14 protein-coding genes are annotated in these 17,132 nt (G+C 71.3%); 7 read left to right on the forward strand and 7 right to left on the reverse strand.

The features are described from left to right. The first annotated feature begins 14 nt into the window (after positions 1-14). Both CLV67_RS36925 and CLV67_RS36930 read left to right on the forward strand, forming a co-directional pair. Positions 15-1,475 (forward strand): glycoside hydrolase family 43 protein, encoded by a 1,461-nt coding sequence (locus tag CLV67_RS36925; protein ID WP_239166673.1) that lies wholly within the window; start codon positions 15-17, stop codon positions 1,473-1,475. Between the two features lie 59 nt (positions 1,476-1,534). Next, complete coding sequence (locus CLV67_RS36930) at positions 1,535-2,545, forward strand: MerR family transcriptional regulator (RefSeq protein ID WP_106327004.1); 1,011 nt, start codon at positions 1,535-1,537, stop codon at positions 2,543-2,545. On the opposite strand, the gene CLV67_RS36935 is transcribed toward CLV67_RS36930, so the two are convergent. Then, positions 2,518-4,164, reverse strand: a complete 1,647-nt coding sequence (locus CLV67_RS36935) for a serine/threonine-protein kinase (protein ID WP_170154146.1) — start codon at positions 4,162-4,164, stop codon at positions 2,518-2,520. The genes CLV67_RS36930 and CLV67_RS36935 overlap by 28 nt on opposite strands. Positions 4,165-4,195: 31 nt before the next feature. Here CLV67_RS36935 and CLV67_RS52240 point away from each other — a divergent pair, with 31 nt between their 5' ends. The 4 genes from CLV67_RS52240 to CLV67_RS36955 all read left to right on the forward strand — a co-directional run bounded on the left by CLV67_RS52240 (position 4,196) and on the right by CLV67_RS36955 (position 10,364). Beyond that, complete coding sequence (locus CLV67_RS52240; RefSeq protein ID WP_170154147.1) at positions 4,196-4,876, forward strand: hypothetical protein; 681 nt, start codon at positions 4,196-4,198, stop codon at positions 4,874-4,876. A gap of 109 nt (positions 4,877-4,985) precedes the next feature. After that, a complete protein-coding gene (locus tag CLV67_RS36945) occupies positions 4,986-9,290 on the forward strand; it encodes a type VII secretion EssC family protein (RefSeq protein ID WP_106327010.1) in 4,305 nt (1,434 codons plus the stop codon). A 152-nt stretch (positions 9,291-9,442) separates the two neighbouring features. Further along, positions 9,443-9,715 carry a WXG100 family type VII secretion target gene (locus CLV67_RS36950; protein WP_146169438.1) on the forward strand — a complete coding sequence of 91 codons (273 nt, stop codon included), beginning with the start codon at positions 9,443-9,445 and terminating at the stop codon, positions 9,713-9,715. Positions 9,716-9,740: 25 nt separating this feature from the next. Continuing rightward, positions 9,741-10,364 (forward strand): hypothetical protein, encoded by a 624-nt coding sequence (locus tag CLV67_RS36955; RefSeq protein ID WP_106327014.1) that lies wholly within the window; start codon positions 9,741-9,743, stop codon positions 10,362-10,364. Here CLV67_RS36955 and CLV67_RS36960 read toward each other — a convergent pair. Both CLV67_RS36960 and CLV67_RS36965 read right to left on the reverse strand, forming a co-directional pair. Then, positions 10,342-11,142 carry a winged helix-turn-helix transcriptional regulator gene (locus tag CLV67_RS36960; protein WP_106327016.1) on the reverse strand — a complete coding sequence of 267 codons (801 nt, stop codon included), beginning with the start codon at positions 11,140-11,142 and terminating at the stop codon, positions 10,342-10,344. The two genes, CLV67_RS36955 and CLV67_RS36960, sit on opposite strands and share 23 nt — an antisense overlap. A gap of 189 nt (positions 11,143-11,331) precedes the next feature. After that, positions 11,332-12,621, reverse strand: a complete 1,290-nt coding sequence (locus tag CLV67_RS36965) for an MFS transporter (protein WP_106327018.1) — start codon at positions 12,619-12,621, stop codon at positions 11,332-11,334. A gap of 102 nt (positions 12,622-12,723) precedes the next feature. Here CLV67_RS36965 and CLV67_RS36970 point away from each other — a divergent pair, with 102 nt between their 5' ends. Then, positions 12,724-13,353, forward strand: a complete 630-nt coding sequence (locus CLV67_RS36970) for a hypothetical protein (RefSeq protein WP_146169439.1) — start codon at positions 12,724-12,726, stop codon at positions 13,351-13,353. On the opposite strand, the gene CLV67_RS36975 is transcribed toward CLV67_RS36970, so the two are convergent. Genes CLV67_RS36975 through CLV67_RS36990 form a run of 4 tightly spaced genes read right to left on the reverse strand, consistent with a single transcriptional unit; the run spans position 13,337 to position 17,109 of the window. Next, positions 13,337-14,353: a phosphotransferase family protein gene (locus CLV67_RS36975; RefSeq protein ID WP_106327022.1), complete on the reverse strand. Its 1,017-nt coding sequence runs from the start codon at positions 14,351-14,353 to the stop codon at positions 13,337-13,339. The genes CLV67_RS36970 and CLV67_RS36975 overlap by 17 nt on opposite strands. Then, positions 14,350-15,084: an SDR family oxidoreductase gene (locus tag CLV67_RS36980; RefSeq protein ID WP_106327024.1), complete on the reverse strand. Its 735-nt coding sequence runs from the start codon at positions 15,082-15,084 to the stop codon at positions 14,350-14,352. Before CLV67_RS36980 ends, CLV67_RS36975 begins: the two co-directional genes overlap by 4 nt. Next, positions 15,077-15,850, reverse strand: coding sequence for an SDR family NAD(P)-dependent oxidoreductase (locus tag CLV67_RS36985; protein WP_106327026.1), 774 nt, complete (start codon positions 15,848-15,850; stop codon positions 15,077-15,079). Before CLV67_RS36985 ends, CLV67_RS36980 begins: the two co-directional genes overlap by 8 nt. Then, positions 15,847-17,109 (reverse strand): acyl-CoA dehydrogenase family protein, encoded by a 1,263-nt coding sequence (locus tag CLV67_RS36990; protein ID WP_106327028.1) that lies wholly within the window; start codon positions 17,107-17,109, stop codon positions 15,847-15,849. The genes CLV67_RS36985 and CLV67_RS36990 overlap by 4 nt, the downstream gene beginning before the upstream one ends. Positions 17,110-17,132 lie beyond the last annotated feature (23 nt).

Genomic DNA, 17,132 nt, shown 5'->3' on the forward strand with positions numbered 1-17,132 from the left:
CGATGGGGGAGATCGTGAAGTCAATCGCCGTGGTCCTGGTCGCCATGCTGAGCGGGCCGGGACTCGCCGCACCGCCCGCCTATCCGACCGCGGTCGCGGGCAACCCCTTCGTCGACGGCCGGTACGCCGACCCCGACGTGGCCGTCTACAACGACCGGTACTGGGTGTTCCCCACCTCCTCGCGTAGCTACGCCGAGCAGACGTACCTGGACGCCTTCTCCTCCGCCGACCTGGTCACCTGGACGAAACACCCGAACGTGCTGACCACCGCGAACGTCGCCTGGGCGAGATACGCGGTGTGGGCGCCCGCCCCGATCCAGCGCAACGGCCGCTACTACCTGTACTTCGCGGCGAACGACATCCAGAACGACACCCAGCTCGGCGGTATCGGCGTGGCCGTCGCGGACCGGCCCGAGGGGCCGTACACCGACGCCATCGGCCGGCCGCTGATCGACCGGTTCGTCAACGGCGCGCAGCCGATCGACCAGGACGTCTTCATCGACGACGACGGTCAGGCCTACATCTACTACGGCGGGCACGGTCACGCCAACGTCGCGAAGCTGAACAGCGACATGACCAGCCTGGGCACGTTCCCCGACGGCAGCGTCTTCAAGGAGATCACCCCGGCCGGGTACGTCGAGGGCCCGCAGATGCTCAAACGCAACGGCAAGTACTACCTGATGTGGTCGGAGGGCGGCTGGACCGGCCCCGACTACTCCGTCGCGTACGCCATGGCCGATTCGCCCCTCGGCCCGTTCCGCCGCCTCGACAAGATCCTCGCGCAGGACGCCACCGTCGCCCGGGGCGCGGGCCACAACTCGGCCCTCAACATTCCGGGCACCGACACCTGGTACACCTTCTACCACCGCCGGCCGCTGAACGAGACCGACGGCAACGCCCGATACCTCGCGTACGACCGGATGAACTTCGCCGCCGACGGCACCATCGAGCGGGTCAAGATGCTGGTCCGGGACAACTTCGACGACAACAACGCGATCGCCTGGAAGACCTGGGGCGGCTCCTGGACGGCCTCCGGCGGGCAGTACCGGGCCGGGCACTCCTACGGCGGCAAGTCCCTGCTGGCCGACAACCACACGAACGCGGTCCTCGACGCGGACGTCACCGTCACCTCCGGCGCGGGAGACGCCGGCCTGGTGTTCCGGGCCACCGCCGCGGGCGCCGGCACCGACACCTATCGCGGCTACTACGCCGGCATCACCCCGGCCGGCCAGGTCATCCTCGGCAAGGCGAACAACAACTGGACCCGGCTGGGCGCCGCGCCGATGACCATCACCCCGGGCACGCGCTATCGCCTGCGCGTCGAAGCGACCGGCTCGACGCTGAAGGTCTACGTCAACGACATGACCAACCCCAAAATCAACATCACCGACGGTACGTACGCCGCGGGCTCGTCCGGAGTGCGTGTCTACAACGCCGCGGCCGCCTTCGACAACGTCTCGGTCACGTCCTCCTGAGGGATCCGCAGCGTCCGGGTGGTTGCATCTCAAGCGGCTTGAGATCGCATAGTGGCGTCGTGGAAATGAACGAGCTCTACGCCATCGGGGACGTCGCCCGGCGGACGGGTCTGAGCGTCAGTGCCGTCCGGTACTACGCCGATGCCGGTGTCGTCGCGCCCACTGTCAGCACCCCGGCCGGGCACCGCCTGTACGACGTGTCGGCCATCGCCCGCCTCGAACTGGTTCGCACGCTGCGGGAACTCGACGCGGGTCTGGAGGATGTGAGACGGGTGCTCGGCGGCGAGGCGACGCTGTCCGAGCTGGCCGCCACCCACCTGGCCCTGCTCGAACAGCAGGAGGCACGCCTGCGCAGCCGTCGCGCGGTGCTGTCGGCCATCGTGCGCCAGGACTCGACCGCCGAGCAGGTGACGCTGATGCACCGGCTGGTCGGCATGTCCGACGAGGAACGCGACCGGCTGATCGACGAGTTCTGGACCGAGGTCTCCACCGGCTGGGAGCCGCCGGAGCGGATGCTCGAGTGGTGGCGGGCGGCCCGGCCGGAACTGCCCGACCACCCCACAGCCGCCCAGCTGGAGGCGTGGATCGAGCTCGCCGAGCTGGTCAGCGACGCCGGGACACGTTCGGCCGTACGCCATGAATTGCACGAGATCTGCACCACCGGAGCCGGACCGCTGATGACCGCCTCGCCGATGCTCGACGCCCTGGAAGCGGCCCAACCGATCGGCCAGGCGGTGATGGACGCGGCACGGGAAGGCGTCGCGCCGGACTCGGCGCGGGCACGCGACATCGCCGACCGGTGGATCGGCTGGCTGACTGGCATCTTCGCCACGCCGGACAGCCCCGGCATGCCGGACACCCCGGAGTTCCGGATCCAGGCCGCCGACCACATGCTGGCCGGCGCGGAGTGGGACCGCACACCGCCTGACCCGGAGTCGCCGTACGACCGCTACATGGCGCTGGTCACCGCGGTGAACGGCACCCCGCCGGAGCAGTACCCGTTCGAGTGGCTGGCGGCGGCGCTACGCGCGTCCGTACCGGATCATCCGCTGAAGTTGAATCCGACGTAGCCGGGACCCTGTGCCTTCAGGTAGAGCTGCCACCGGTCGCCGGGTTCCACGCCGGTGAGCAGCCGGTTCCAGGCCCCGTTGTCGTTGAGGTACACCCAGCCGCCGCAGCGGATGTCGGTTCCGCCGCTGTTCTCCAGGCACGCCTTCGCGTAGGTGATGTAGTGCACCTCGGTGAGCGTCATCCAGATCGAAGTGCAGGGTTTGGGTACGAAGTTCGGGCCGCCCGAGTTGTTGAGTTCCTCGCCGATGTCGAGCCCGCCCGAGTTCGACGCGGCCTTGCACTGCGGTGTCGTGTCGGCCGGTGCCGCCGCCTTCTTCGTGGTGCTGGCCGGTTTCGGTGCGGTGGTCGCCCCGGCAGCCTCCCGGGTCGTGGCCGGGGCGCCGCCGGGAACCACGACCACCGTGGTCTGACCGGGCGCCGCCGGAGGCAGCGACGGGTGAGCCGCGGCGGACGACGGGACCGGAGTGGGGGAGACCGCCGGGGACGGTGACGGCGCGGCCGAGGTCGTGGCGCTGCTCGCGGGCACCGAGGCGGGCGCGGCGACGGTCTTGTCGTCGGCGGCCGTGCCGGCGGACGCCCACCCGTTCGTCCAGGCCAGCGAGCCGACCGCGGCCAGCAGGATCGCGGCGGCGGCACCGCTGGCGGCGAACCGGTTGATCCGTCGCCGGGGCGCGGGCGCGGCCGGTGTCTCGACCGGTGCCGGCCGGTCCTTGAGCAGCGTGTCGTGGCCGGTGAACGAGTCCTCCGGCAGCAGAGTCTCCTCGCCCGCGGAGGAGACGGCGGAGGCGATCACGGCGAGGCCGGCGACGTCGGGCTCGGTGCGTCCTTCGAGGGCGGCGGCGACCGTGGCGGCGTCCGGCCGGTCGGCGGCGTTCTTGGCCAGCATCGGCTCCAGCAGCGTCCACCAGGCGTCGCTGACACCGTCCGGGCGCTCGGGCGCGGTCGCGGTGTGCGCGTGCCACAGCGCCTGCACATTGTCGGCCGCGAACGGCGGCCGTCCGGCCAGAGCCTCGTACAGCAGCACGCCCAGCGAGTAGACGTCGCTGGCCCGGCCCACCGGCTCACCGGTGATCAGTTCGGGCGCCATGTAGCTGGGCGTTCCGACGCGGGCGACGCTCTTGGACGCGGTGGCGTCGACGAGCCGTGCCACGCCGAAGTCGGTCAGCTTGACCGTGAGGTCCGGCTCGGTGGTGGCGACCAGCACGTTCTCCGGCTTGACGTCGCCGTGGACGATCGCGGCGTCGTGCGCGGCTTCGAGGGCCTCGGCGATCTGGTGTCCGAGGGCCGCGACCTGCGCGGTGGTCAGCGGGCCTGCCTTCATCAGCGCCCTGAGGCTGCCGCCGTCGATGAGTTCCATCACGATGCCGGCCTGGCCGTCGTCGATCACCAGGTCCGCGACCGTCACCACGTTCGGGTGACTGAGCGCCTCGAGCAGGCGCTTCTCCTGGAACAGGCGCTGCAGGATCTCGTCGTCGTCCGACCAGTCGTCACGCAGGACCTTGACGGCGAAGTCCTGGTCGTCGGCGAGGCGCCGGCCCCGGTAGACACGGCCGGTCGAGCCGCGACCGAGCAGCGCGCCGAGCACATATCGTGAACCCAGCGGTCGTTCAGCAGCCATCTCGAGCCTCCCCGACGGGAAAGCCGGTGACATGGACAGTGTCGAGTTCTGCGGGGAGACGCTTCCCCTGTCCGAAACCACCCCGTTCCGTGTCGGCCGGGAGGGCGACCTCGCCCTGGACGACAATCCGTACCTGCACCGCAACTTCCTCACGCTAGATCGGCGCCATGGTCTCTGGTGGCTCACCAACATCGGTAGCCGCATTTCGGCCACCGTCAGCGACCCGGACGGACGGTTGCAGGCCTGGGTCGCGCCGGGAGCCGCGATTCCGCTGGTGGTGGAGCGGACGCTGGTGCGGTTCACGGCCGGGCCGACCACGTACGAGTTCGAGGTCGTCCTCGGCGACCCGCAATTCACCCCCGCGGTGTCACCGATCCCGACCGCCGAGGGCACGATGACGATCGGCAACGTCGAGTTCACCCCGGACCAGCTGCTCATGATCATCGCGTTGGCGGAGCCGTCGTTGCGCCGCGAGGGGTGGGGGCAGATCGTGCTGCCCACCTCGGAGGAGGCGGCCAAACGGCTCGGGTGGCCGCTCACCCGCTTCAACCGCAAGATCGACAACGTGTGCGACAAGCTCGCCAAGCTGGGCGTCAAAGGGTTGCACGGCGGCCCGGACAAACTCGCCGGTGGCCGCCGGGCCCGGCTCGTGGAGTACGCCCTGGCCGCCCGCTGGGTGACCGCCGAACACCTCGCCCTCCTCGACCGCTGACCTGATCGCCGAGCGCCTCGCGCGTCCGCGCATCCTGGCCTGATCGCCCGAGGGCCGATGGGGAGTTCTCCCCATTCCGCGCGCGCGGGCCGCCGTGTTCGATCGACAGGTGGATCTGAAGCTGTCGGTACACGGTCGTGCCCGGCCGGAGGACGTCCTGATCTCGTACGAGAGCGGCGCGACCGTCGCCGACGTGGCGGGCACTCTGCGGGCGATGCGGCCGTCCGAGGCACCGGCCGGGCCGGTCACCCTCGCGGTCCAGGTCGGCGGCCGGTGGCGGCCCGTGCCGGCGGGCGCGCCGATGGCCGGTGCGGGCATCGTCTCCGGCACGTCGGTGACCCTTCAGCGATACGGCCAGCACGCTCCCGGCAACACGGGACCGGCTGCCTCGGCACGGCTGACCGTGCTGCGCGGACCGGACGCCGGCCAGGAGCATCTGCTGCCCGCGGGCGAGACCGTCGTCGGCCGGGCGACCCGCTGCGACGTACGGCTGCGTGATCCTCTCGTCTCCAAGCGGCACGCCGTCGTGGTCGTCGGCGACGAGATCGAGATCCGTGACCTCAACTCGTCGAACGGCGTCGAGGTCGACGGCGTGGTCGTCACCCGAGCGGTGATCAACGAGTTCACCGTGGTGATGCTGGGCGACACCGAGTTCCGGGTGAGCCGGTCCGGCGCGCGGCCGGCGGAGGTGTCGTCGCCGGTCGTCACGGTCATCCGCTCACCGGTGCTGGAACCGGCCTTCGCCGGTCTGAGCGAGGAGCTTCCCACGCCGCCGGGCCGGGAGAACCGGCTCGCGGTCCCGTGGCTCAGCATCCTCGTGCCCATCCTGCTCGGTGGCGTGCTCTGGTTCTTCAGCCGGCAGCTGCTGGCCGTACTCTTCCTCGCCCTGAGCCCGTTGTTTCTGATCGCCGGGGTGCTGGAGTCGTGGATGTCGGCGCGGCGCTCGTTCCGCAAGGCGGCCGAGGCCTACCGCGCCCGGGTCCGCTCGCTGTGCGACCGTGCCGCCCAGGCCCAGCGGACCGAGCAGGCCGCGCGCCGGGGTGAGCACCCGTCGGCAGGGGACGCGTCGCATGCCGCACTCGACCGCAGCCCGTTGCTGTGGAGCCGCCGGCCGGGACATCCGCGGTTCCTCCACGTACGGCTCGGGCTCGCCACGCGGCCCAGCCGCAGCCGTTGGACGATCGCTCCGGGCGGCTCCGGCGACGCGGCCCTGACCGCCGAGACCGCCGCCACGCTCGCCGGGCTGACCATGATCAGCGAGGTCCCGCTGGCCGCCGCGCTGCCGGACACCTCGGGACTCGGCGTCTGCGGCGACGGGCGGCACGACGTGGTCCGCGGCCTGCTCGTGCAGGTCCTGGCCCTGCACGCACCCGGTGAGGTGCGGGTCGCCGCCCTGGCACCGGCCTCGGCCGCCGCCGAGTGGAACTGGCTGCGCTGGGTCCCGCACACCGTCGGCCGGACGCCGGCACCGACCGTGCTGGGTGCCGATTCGTCCTCGTGCGAGATGGTCGTCGCCCATCTGGAGCAGCTGATCGAGGACCGGCGCGGCGAGGAGCGGACCGGGCACCTGCCCGCGGTCGTGGTCGTCGTCGACGACGGCGCACCCGTCGACCGGGGCCGGCTGCTCGCCGTTGTCGCCCGAGGCGGCCCGGTCGGCGTGCACCTGATCTGGACGGCGGGGCTGCGTACCCGGCTGCCGGCCGCCTGCCGCCAATTCCTGGAGCTGGCCGCCGGCAGCGCGGTGTTCGGTGACACCCGGACCGGCGAGCAGATGGCCGGGGTCGTCGTCGAGGGGGTCACCGCCGACGCCGCCGAGTCGTTCGCCCGGCGGCTGGCCCCGCTCGTCGAGGCCGACGAGTACGACGACGGCCAGGAGGAGCTGCCGCGCAGCGCGCCGTACCTCGACCAGCCCGGCATCCGCGACCTGCTCGACGGCGAGGCGCTGGCCGAGCGCTGGGCCGAGAGCGGTTCGCTGGCCGGTCAGGGCCCGCGCCGCCGCGCCGGTGGCCTGCGCGCCCTCGTGGGGGTGCTGCCCGGCTCGTCGTTCAGCCTCGACCTGCGCGAACACGGTCCGCACGCGCTGGTCGGCGGCACCACCGGCAGCGGCAAGAGCGCCTTCCTGCAGTCCTGGATCATCGGCCTGGCGCTCGGCTACAGCCCGCAGCGGGTCACGTTCCTGCTCGTCGACTACAAGGGCGGCACCGCGTTCAAGGGCTGCGAGCGGCTGCCGCACACCGTCGGGCTCGTCACCGACCTCGACGGTCACCTGGTCAACCGCGCTCTCACCTCGCTGAAGGCGGAGCTGCGGCTGCGGGAGTCGCTGCTGAACGAGACCGGGTTCCCGGATCTGGCCGAGATGGAGCGGGCCGGCCACCCCCGTACGCCGCCGAGTCTGGTCATCGTCGTCGACGAGTTCGCCACCCTGGTCCAGGAGGTGCCCGAGTTCATCGACGGCGTCATCGATGTGGCCCAGCGCGGCCGATCGCTGGGACTGCACCTGATCCTGGCCACCCAGCGTCCCGCCGGCGTCATCAAGGACAACCTGCGGGCGAACACGAACCTGCGGGTCGCGTTGCGGATGGCGGACGACGAGGACAGCCTCGACGTGATCGGGTCGACGCAGGCGTCCCGGTTCCCGCTCGGGCTGCCGGGGCGCGCGGTGGCGAAGGCCGGGGCCGGCCGGACCACCGCCTTCCAGGCCCTCTACGTCGCCGGCCGTACCTCCGACACGCCACCCGCGCCGACGGTGACGATCGCGCCGCTCGGGTTCGGCGCCATCGTGCCGTGGCAGCCGCCGGAGGACACCGAGGCGCCGGTACGCGACGGCGACACCGACATCACGCGCCTGGTCGACGCCGTCCGCGCCACGGCGGAGAAGCTCGGCCTGCCGGAGCCCCGCCGCCCGTGGCTGCCGCCGCTGACCCCGCTCCTCGACCTCGCCGATCCGGATCCGGAAGCGGGACGCCTGCCGTTCGGTGTGCTCGACCTGCCGGAACAGCAGACCCGGGAGGTCGCGGCGTACGCACCGGACCGGGACGGCACCATGCTCGTCGTCGGCACCGGCGGCAGCGGCAAGTCGACCACCCTGCGGTCGCTCGCGGTGGCGGCCGGGCGGGCGGAGGCCGCCGGCCAGGACCACTGGCAGGTGTACGCCCTCGACCTGGGCGGAGGCGGCCTCGCCCCACTGGCCGTGCTGCCGCACGTCGGCGCCGTGATCGCGGCCGGCGACCACGAGCGCACCGTGCGCCTGCTCGGCCACCTCCGGGACACCGTCGACGAGCGGTCCCGGCGGTGGGCGGCCTGCCAGGCCGGGACGATCGCCGAGTACCGCGACCGGGCCGGCCGCCCCGGCGAACCCCGCATCCTGCTGCTGCTCGACAACCTGGGCACGTTCCGCGCCACGTACGAGAACGACCGGCTGCTCGACGTGCTGCACTCGATCGCGCAGGACGGCCGTCAGGTCGGCGTGCACGTGGTGGCCACGGCCGACCGCCCCGGTGTGGCCCCGCCCGCGCTGACGTCCACCTCGCAGCGGCAGCTCGTGCTGCGGCTGGCGCAGGAACACGACCTGGCCATGGCGGGTCTGCGGCCGGACTCGTTCGGCCGGGATCCGATACCCGGGCGCGGGTTCCTCGGCGGGCACGAGGCGCAGGTCGCGGTGCCGGGGCGCAGTCCCAGCCTCGCCGAGCAGTCGTACGCGCTGCAGCGGCTCGCCGGCGAGTGGCGGGTCTCGGGGGTCGCGGCGGCCCCTCCGATCGGCACGCTGCCGCTGCGCGTCACCCTCGACGAGCTGCCGGTGCTCTGCGACGGCCTGCCGGTCCTCGGCCTGCGCGACGACACCCTGGCGCCGATCGGGTTCAGCCCGGGCGAGCCGCTCGTGCTGGCCGGCCCGCCGCAGAGCGGACGATCCTCGGTGCTGGCCGCCCTGGTCCGTTCGCTGCGCCGGGCCCGGCCCGGCCTGCCGATGATCCACATCGGTCGCCGCCGGTCGCTCGCGCTGTCGATCGCCGACTGGACGGCGGCCGCGTCCGGCGACGACGACGTGATCGAGCTGGCCCGTGCCTGGTGCGAGCGGGCCGAGGCGGGGGAGGAGTTCGCGGTGATCGTCGAGGGCATCCCCGACTACCTGTCCACGAGCGCCGAGAGCTATCTGCAGGACCTGGTGACCGCGTGCGCCCGGTCCGGCGGCTGTGTGATCGCCGAGGGCGACACGTCGCAGCTGGGCAGCTCCTGGCCGCTGCTGCAGGCCGTCAAGACGGCCCGGCACGGCATCATCCTGCAGCCCGACCAGAGCGACGGTGACGCCGTGCTGCGCACCGACCTGCCGCGGGTCAGCCGTGGCGAGTTCCCGCCCGGGCGCGGTCTCTACGTGCGGTCCGGCCGGGCCGTACGCGTGCAGGTCGCCCTGCCCTGAGAAGGACCGGCTCGCCCGCCTTGGGAACGCCGGCTCGCCCGTCCTGAGCAGGGCCATGGGGAGTGCTCCCCATTCCGCGGATCCGGCCACGCTCATACGGTTTCACCAGTCACCGGGGCCGAGCCGGTGAGCCGAGACGCAGGGAGGGCCCGATGGCCGCCGGAATCACCTCAGGAATGAACATCGCCCAGGTCCGGCAGCTGGCCGGCGACATGACCCGGGCCGCCGACGAGATCCGGCGACTGAGTCAGCAGATCACCGCCAAGGTCCACAACACCCCGTGGGAGGGCCCGGACAAGAAGCGCTTCGAGTCCGACTGGCAGGGCCACGTCAAGCAGCTCACCACCGTCGCCCAGGCCCTGCAGGACGCTTCCCGCGTCGCCACCACCAACGCGCAGGAGCAGGAGTCGGCGTCCAGCCGCTGATCGATCTCGGGCACAGGGGAGGGACATGGAGATGTGGGGCGCCGACGTCGAGCGGTTGGAGGCGCTGGCCCGTGACCTGACGGCGGCCGCGGCCTCGCTCGAGTCGATCGGCCGGACGGTCGGTGGCCGGATGGTCTCGGTGCAGTGGGCCGGCCGTGACGCCGGGATGTTCCGCGACGACTGGCAGAGCCGGCACTCGGCCGCCCTCCGCGCGGCCGGGGAGACCATGCGGTCGGCGGCCTCAACGGTGCAGGCCCACGCCAGGGACCAGCGCAAGAGCAGCGAGGCCGCCGGCGGCGGCGCCCCTCAGGACCCGTCCACCTGGCGGCAGATCCGCGACGCCGCCGGTACCGTCGGCGACGTCGCCGAATGGGTCCAGCTCGGCGCGAACGTGGTCATGGTGGGTGCGGGCGCGGCCACGATGGCCGGTTTCGTCCCGGCCCTGCCGATCGCCGGCGGTGCCGCCGTGGTCTCCGAGGCGTCCGGGCTGGTCAGCATGACCGGCAAATGGATCGACGACCCGAACGACCCGGAGATCGCCGAGGACGCGATCCTGCAGTCCTCAGGCGTCAGTCCCAAGAGCGTCGACGCGGTGGACGCCATGCTGGACGGCACCAAGGGCCTCATCACCGAAGTCTTTCCGAAGTAGCCCTGACCAGGGGCTTCCCGAACGTGATCGGTGTCCGGTCCATCGGGGACCGCATCCCGTCGTCGTAGACCGCCCGCGCGTCGGCATGGGCGTCGCCGGCTCGCTGGGAGCCTCCGGCCGTGGGCAGGACGAACTTGTAGCCCACCTGACGGACGGTGCCGATCATCGCCTCGTACCGCGGTCCGAGCTTCGCCCGCAGGCGGCGGACGTGCACGTCGACGGTGCGGGACCCGCCGAAGTAGTCGTAACCCCAGACCTCACGCAGCAACTGGTCGCGGCTGAACACCCGGCCGGGCTCCTGAGCCAGGAATCGGAGCAGCTCGAACTCCTTGTAGGTCAGTGCCAGCGACTCGCCGCCCAGCCTGGTCGTGTAGCTGTGCGGGTCGATGGTCAGGTCGCCGATGTGGATCAGTTCCGGTCCGTTCCTGGTCTGCGCCCCGCGCCGCTTCACCGCCATGCCCAGCCGGGTCTCCACCTCGGTCGGCCCGGCGGTCGTCAGGACGAAGTCGTCGACGCACCAGTCGATGGCGACGGACACCAGGCCGGCCTCGCGAACCAGTGCGATCAACGGCGCATCGGGTACGTTCGTGCGGATCAGCCGGCAGGTCGCGCGGGCGTGGTTCAACTGTTCGCTGGCGTCGACCAGGACCGCGGCCACGTGCGGGCCCTTGGCCGCCTCGGCCCACGCGTCGCGGGAGGCGATCTGGACGGCGTGCGGCAGCAGATCCAGTGCAGGCAACACATCGAGATGACCGTCAGTCAGCAGGAGAAGATTCATGACACCCTTCCACGGCACCCTGAGGTGCCCGAACGCCCTCCCGGAGGGCGCACATAGTCCGATGGTGCTGCGCTGGTCCGCAGGTTAATCGCGGACTGTTTCCAACGGATGGACTCCCGTTTCGTGGAGATCGCCGCACGTCATGGTGGTCCTCCACTCCTCACGAGGCCGGGCTGACCGTGACCGGGGTCAGTCGGCCGACGTCCCGGTGGAGACGCGGGCGTCGGCCAGATCCTCGGCCGGTACGTGCCTCTCCAGGAACCGTCTCGCCAGCCGGGTCGACGGGTGGATGCCGACAGTGGCCACCACGATGACACCGGCGATCACCAGCCAGCCGGCGGTACCCCAGTTCATCGCGAGGAAGGTGAACACGGCCGGCGCCCAGACCTTCCCGAGGGTGCCACTCATCTCGGCCACGCCCTGGTAGGCACCCCGCTGGCGGGGATCCATCAGTTCGGCCTCGAACGTCCAGGTGGCCGCGGAGAGGTAGAGCTCGGCCCCGGTCACGGTCACGTGCCCCAGCCAGACCAGCGCGATCGTGACCCAGCCGACGGTGTCGTGGGTCGCCAGCGTGATCAGGCAGGAGATCACGAAGAACGCCGACGACAACCGGATCGCCCGCAGCGCGGTCGACACTCCGGTGACGCCGCGGGCCGCCGCCATCGGCAGGAAGATGCACATCACCGTGTTGGTGGCGAACAGCAGAGCCAGCAGGACCCGGGGCGCGTCGGTCTGCTCCACCAGCCACAGCGGGATCACGACGTTGAGCAGCACCTGATTGGTCCAGAAAACCCCGGTGAAGAACGTCGTGAGCAGCCAGCCGACGTTGCGCAGCGGTCCCGGCCCGGGGATCTTCACCTTACGTTCCATCGGCGTACGGTTGTCGTGCGCGGCCCGTGGCAGCCGGGTGACGGCGGCGGCGTTGACCAGGAACACCGCCGCGGTGAACCAGGGCAGCGCGTGCAGCACGTCGTTGGAGCGGAACGCCAGCGCGATGCCGCCGAGCAGGGACCCGAGGGTGAAACCGACGTTGAGCGCCGAATACATGTAGGCACGCGACGTCACCCGTTCCTCGGGCGGGAGCGCGTCGATGGTGTACGCGCCGTGCGCGGCCTGGCCGAGGGCGCCGATGACCTCCATGCCGACGGCCATCAGGACGTACCCGCGGAAGTCGGTGATGAAGGGCCACACCGAGAACATCGCGGCCTGGCCGATCGCGCTGACCGCCCACATCCGCTTCGGCCCGAACCGGTCGACCAGCTTGCCCATCGGCAGCGCCGCCAGGAACGAGGCGATCCCGGCGATGGTCAGGCCGAGGCCGACCTGCGCCGCCGACAACCCGACGATCTGGGTGAAGAACACCGCCGACCCGGTCATGAACGTGCCCTCGCCGAGCGCGAAGAGCAGCGACTGCAGCGACAACCGTCCGGCCAGTCGTGACGGGGGACGTGCTCGGCGGAGGACGGCGCTCAGGATCACCCGAAAAGTCTCCGATCCGGCGCGGTGGATGTCATCCCAATTAACGGAAGCGGATGCGAGCCGGTCCGGTCTCGCTTGTTCGCCACGCCTACGCTGCGCCTCATGCGGCCTCGCGGCGGTTTTCGATGGGTGAACCCGCTGGGCGCGAGCTACCTGGCGGTATTCACCGCCGTGGGGGTCGTCGGCGCCGTGTGCGGGACGACCTGGATCCGGTCCGACATGGTGGTCCTCACTGTCATGCTGCTGTCGGCGGGTGGCCTGATGGCGGGCGTGCTGGTGGCCTACCCGCCGCCTCGACTGGGCTGGCTCCTCGCCGCCTGTGTGCTCAGCGCCGTGCTCATGGCCGCGGCGACCGCGGGACTGTGGGCGACGGTGCTCACCCAGCGCGGCGAGCAGGTGGCGGCCACCGTCGTGTCACTGCGTGACGGCACCGGGAAGGATCAGCATCGCTACTCCACCCTCGACGGCCCGGACGGGCGGCGTATCCCGGGGGAGCTGAAACGGCGGCCGGGGAGCGAGTTCGACGCGCTGGACGATCCGGTGGGCATGGTCGGGGAGCGGGTCACCGTCGTACGGGATCCCGAAGGCTTGGTCGACCCGCGTCTGCCCGAGGAACTGACCGACGCCCGGAGCGAGTGGATCATCGTCGCGTCGTGTTCCTGGGTGGTGATCGCGGTGCTCTGCATGCTGGCCGGACGTCCCGGCACCCGCCGGCTCAGGCCGAGCGGATGATGCGCAGGCAGCGGCGCTCCAGCATCAGGCTCGCTACCCAGAAATGACGGAACGCCGGGTTGCGGGTCTGGCGGTGGTGGTAGCGGTAGTAGATCTGCTGGACGATGCCGGCCAGGCGGAACAGGCCGAAGACCTGGTGGAACGGGGTGAGCTCGAGTCCCGTACGCGCCAGGTAGTGATCTTTGACCTCGCGGCGGGTGAGCATGCCGGGGGTGTGGGTGGGCTGACGCCGGAAGGCGCGGAACAGCAATCCGTCGTCGGCCTGCACCCAGTAGGCGAGTGAGCTGCCGAGATCCATCAGCGGGTCGCCGATGGTGGCCATCTCCCAGTCGAGCAGCGCGATCGGCCGGGCCGGGTCGTCCGGCGCGAAGACCACGTTGTCGAACCGGAAGTCGTTGTGGATCAGGCAGCTGCCCCGGTCGGGCGGCTGGTTGGCGTCCAGCCAGCGGATCACCTTCTCGAACGAGCCGACATTGCGGGTACGGGCACGGCGGTAACGCTCGGACCAGCCGGCCACCTGCCGGGCCACGTAGCCGTCACCCCGGCCGAGCCCGTCGAGCCCGGCCGCTGCCGGATCGATGCCGTGCAGGTCTATGAGCAGGTCGATCACCCGCGTGCACAGCTGCCGTACCTGGTCGGGCGGCAGGTGGACGCCGAGCTCCTTGCGCGGGATCCGGCCCTCGACGCGTTCCATCACGTAGAACGTCGAGCCGATCACCGACTCGTCCTCGCAGAGCGCGATCATCTTCGGCACGTACGGGAAGACCGGCGCCAGCGCGGACTGGATGCGGTACTCGCGTGCCATGTCGTGCGCGGTCGCTGCCTTACGACCGGCCGGCGGTCGCCGCAGGATCAGTTCACGGTCCGGGTATTTCAGCAGGTAGGTGAGGTTGGAGGCGCCGCCGCGGAACTGCCGCACCTCAGGCGTCTGATCCGAGCCGAGCCACGCCGCCACCGCTGCGACGTCGAACGCGTCCTCGGCCCGTACCGGGGTGGTCACGCCATCTTCCGTACGACAGAGAGGGGAAGCAGCCGCATGGCCGCGCCCACCGGAACCCACGGCCACGCCGGGACGTACGCCTTCGTCTTGCGTTTCTCGATCGCCGCGACCATCGCGCGGACGCCGGTCGTGGTGTCCACCATGAACGGCGTCTTCTGCTTGACGTGCTCGTTCATCTCCGACCGGATGTAGCCCGGATAGATGACCGACACGTCGACGCCGGGGATGCGCTCCGAGCGCAGGCCCTCGGCCAGCGCGGCGACCCCCGCCTTGGTTGCGGCGTAGGTCGTCATCGACTTGCGCATGCCCCGCAGCGCCGACATCGACGAGATGATCACCAGGTGGCCGCGCTTCTGCGCGCGGAAGATCTCCAGCGCCGCCTCGGACTGCGCCAGCGCGCCGAGGAAGTTGACCTTCGCGGTGGCCCGGTTGGCGTCCGGGCGGCCCGTGCCCAGCGGCGCACCCTTGCCGAGCCCGGCGTTGACGATGACGCGGTCGACGCGGCCGAACTCGGCGGCGAACTCCCGGAACACGGTGAACACCGCCTCGTCGTCGGTCACGTCCAGCGCCTTCACCGCCACCTTGGTGGGCAGTTCGTCGCGCAGCGCCTCGAGCCGGTCGACGCGGCGGGCGCAGAGGGCCAGGTCGTAGCCGAGGGCCGCGAACTGCCGGGCCATCTCACTCCCGAGGCCGGCGCTGGCACCGGTGATCAGCACGACTCCCTTACTCACGAGCCGCCTCCGTCTTCTCGTCGCGGCGTAGCTTGGCACCGAGGGCGAACATCTTCCGGTCGTAGAGGAACCGGGTGAAACGCTTCGCGCGGTACGCCGTACGACCGTCGGAATCCGGAATGATGAGGAACTTGCGAGCGTCGACCTCGCGGATCACCCGGACCGCGATCTCGTCGGCGCCGCGCCGGGCCTCGTTGATCAGGCGTACCGCCCCGGCCTCCATCTGCGGGTCGTCACCGGACAACGACTGCGCCAGATTGGTACGGAAGAACGACGGGCACACCACCGACACGCTCACGCCCCACGGCCCGAGCTCGTAGCGCAGTGACTCCGACAGCGCCACCACGGCGGCCTTGCTAGCGTTGTAGCTGCTCATCGACGGCGGATGCATCAGCCCCGCCGCTGACGCCACGTTCACGATGTGGCCGGCGCCCTGCTCCTTGAACAGCGGCGTGAAGGTGCGGCAGCCGTTGACCGCGCCCAGCACGTTGACCGACAGCACCCGCTGCCAGTGCTCGGCGCTGAGCCGGTCGATGCGCCCACCCGCGGCGATGCCCGCGTTGTTGACCAGCACGTCCAGCCCGCCGAACTCGTCACGGACCCGTTCCAGGGCGGTCGCCCAGTCGGACTCCGAGGTGATGTCGAGCCGGTGCGGCGCTCCCGCGGCCACATCGGTGACGAGCACCCGGTCGCCGCGCTCGGCGAACCGGGCGGCGAGGGCCGCACCGAGACCGGACGCGCCGCCGGTGATCAGAACACGTTTCATCGAGTGGCTCCATGTGCCGCTAGTTCGAGTCGGGCCACCAGCCCGCGGTGTACCTCGTCCGGGCCGTCGGCGATCCGCACGGCCCGGGCCGCCGTCCACGCCCCGGCCAGGGGGAAGTCGCTGGACAGGCCCGCGCCGCCGTGGATCTGCATGGCGAAGTCGATCACCTGCTGTGCCACGTTCGGCGCGAGGATCTTGATCTGGCTCACCTCGGACAGCGCCGCCATCGGACCGCCGGTGTCGAGCTTCCAGGCCGCGTGCAGGATCAGCAGCCGGGCCGAGTTGATCGCGATCCGGGCGTCGGCCACCCGCTCCCGGTTCCCGCCCAGGTTCATGATCGGTTTGCCGAAGGCGGTCCGCGACAGGCCACGCTCGCAGGCCAGATGCAACGCGCGCTCGGCCAGCCCGATCATGCGCATGGCGTGGTGCACACGTCCCGGTCCGAGGCGGCCCTGCGCGATCTCGAAGGCGCGACCGGGCCCGGCGACGACGTTCGCGGCCGGCACGCGCACGCCGGTGAACGACACCTCGCCGTGCCCGAACGGCTCGTCCAGGAATCCCATCGTGTCCAGCATCCGCTCGACCTTCACCCCGGGCGTGCCGATCGGGACGAGAACCATCGAATGCCGGGCGTGCCGATGCGCCCCGGGGTCGGTCAGGCCCATCACGATCAGCACCCGGCAGTCCGGATGGCCGACGCCGGTGGTCCACCACTTACGGCCGTCGAGTACCACCTCGTCGCCGTCCAGCACCGCGGTGAGCTGCATGTTCGTCGCGTCCGAGGAGGCGACACCGGGTTCGGTCATGGCGAAGCCGCTGCGGATCGAGCCGTCCAGCAGCGGGTCGAGCCAGCGCTCGCGCTGTTCGGCCGAGCCGTACCGCAGCAGCACCTCCATGTTCCCGGTGTCGGGCGCGTTGCAGTTGAACACGTATGGCGCCAGGAACGACCAGCCGGTGGCCTCCGCGATCGGCGCGTAGTCGACGTTGCTCAGACCCGCGCCGCCGCGTGTGCCGTACCTCTCGGCGTACGGCCCCTCGTGCCCGGCCGGCAGGAACAGGTTCCACAGACCCTGCGCGCGGGCCCGTTCGCGCAGCTCGCGAACCACGTCGGGCACCTGCCACCCGGGCGACGCGCCGGTCCGCCGGGCGTGGGCGGCGCGTTCCTCGAGGTTGCGTTCCACCGGCGCGATCTCGTCGGCGATGAAGGCCCGCACCGCCTCGGTGAGTTCGGCGGCCCGCCCGGAGGGTGAGAAGTCCATGCCCACACCGTAAGACCCGGCCT

This window comes from Actinoplanes italicus, from assembly GCF_003001815.1.
Lineage (GTDB): Bacteria > Actinomycetota > Actinomycetes > Mycobacteriales > Micromonosporaceae > Actinoplanes > Actinoplanes italicus.

What these genes read in the sequence shown, in the direction of transcription:
- CLV67_RS36935 (WP_170154146.1), bottom strand. Translation starts at nt 4,164, where the DNA reads ATGGCTGCTGAACGACCGCTGGGTTCACGATATGTGCTCGGCGCGCTG.
- CLV67_RS36990 (WP_106327028.1), bottom strand. Translation starts at nt 17,109, where the DNA reads ATGGACTTCTCACCCTCCGGGCGGGCCGCCGAACTCACCGAGGCGGTG.
- CLV67_RS36970 (WP_146169439.1), top strand. Translation starts at nt 12,724, where the DNA reads ATGCGGCCTCGCGGCGGTTTTCGATGGGTGAACCCGCTGGGCGCGAGC.
- CLV67_RS36950 (WP_146169438.1), top strand. Translation starts at nt 9,443, where the DNA reads ATGGCCGCCGGAATCACCTCAGGAATGAACATCGCCCAGGTCCGGCAG.
- CLV67_RS52240 (WP_170154147.1), top strand. Translation starts at nt 4,196, where the DNA reads ATGGACAGTGTCGAGTTCTGCGGGGAGACGCTTCCCCTGTCCGAAACC.
- CLV67_RS36985 (WP_106327026.1), bottom strand. Translation starts at nt 15,850, where the DNA reads ATGAAACGTGTTCTGATCACCGGCGGCGCGTCCGGTCTCGGTGCGGCC.
- CLV67_RS36960 (WP_106327016.1), bottom strand. Translation starts at nt 11,142, where the DNA reads ATGAATCTTCTCCTGCTGACTGACGGTCATCTCGATGTGTTGCCTGCA.
- CLV67_RS36955 (WP_106327014.1), top strand. Translation starts at nt 9,741, where the DNA reads ATGGAGATGTGGGGCGCCGACGTCGAGCGGTTGGAGGCGCTGGCCCGT.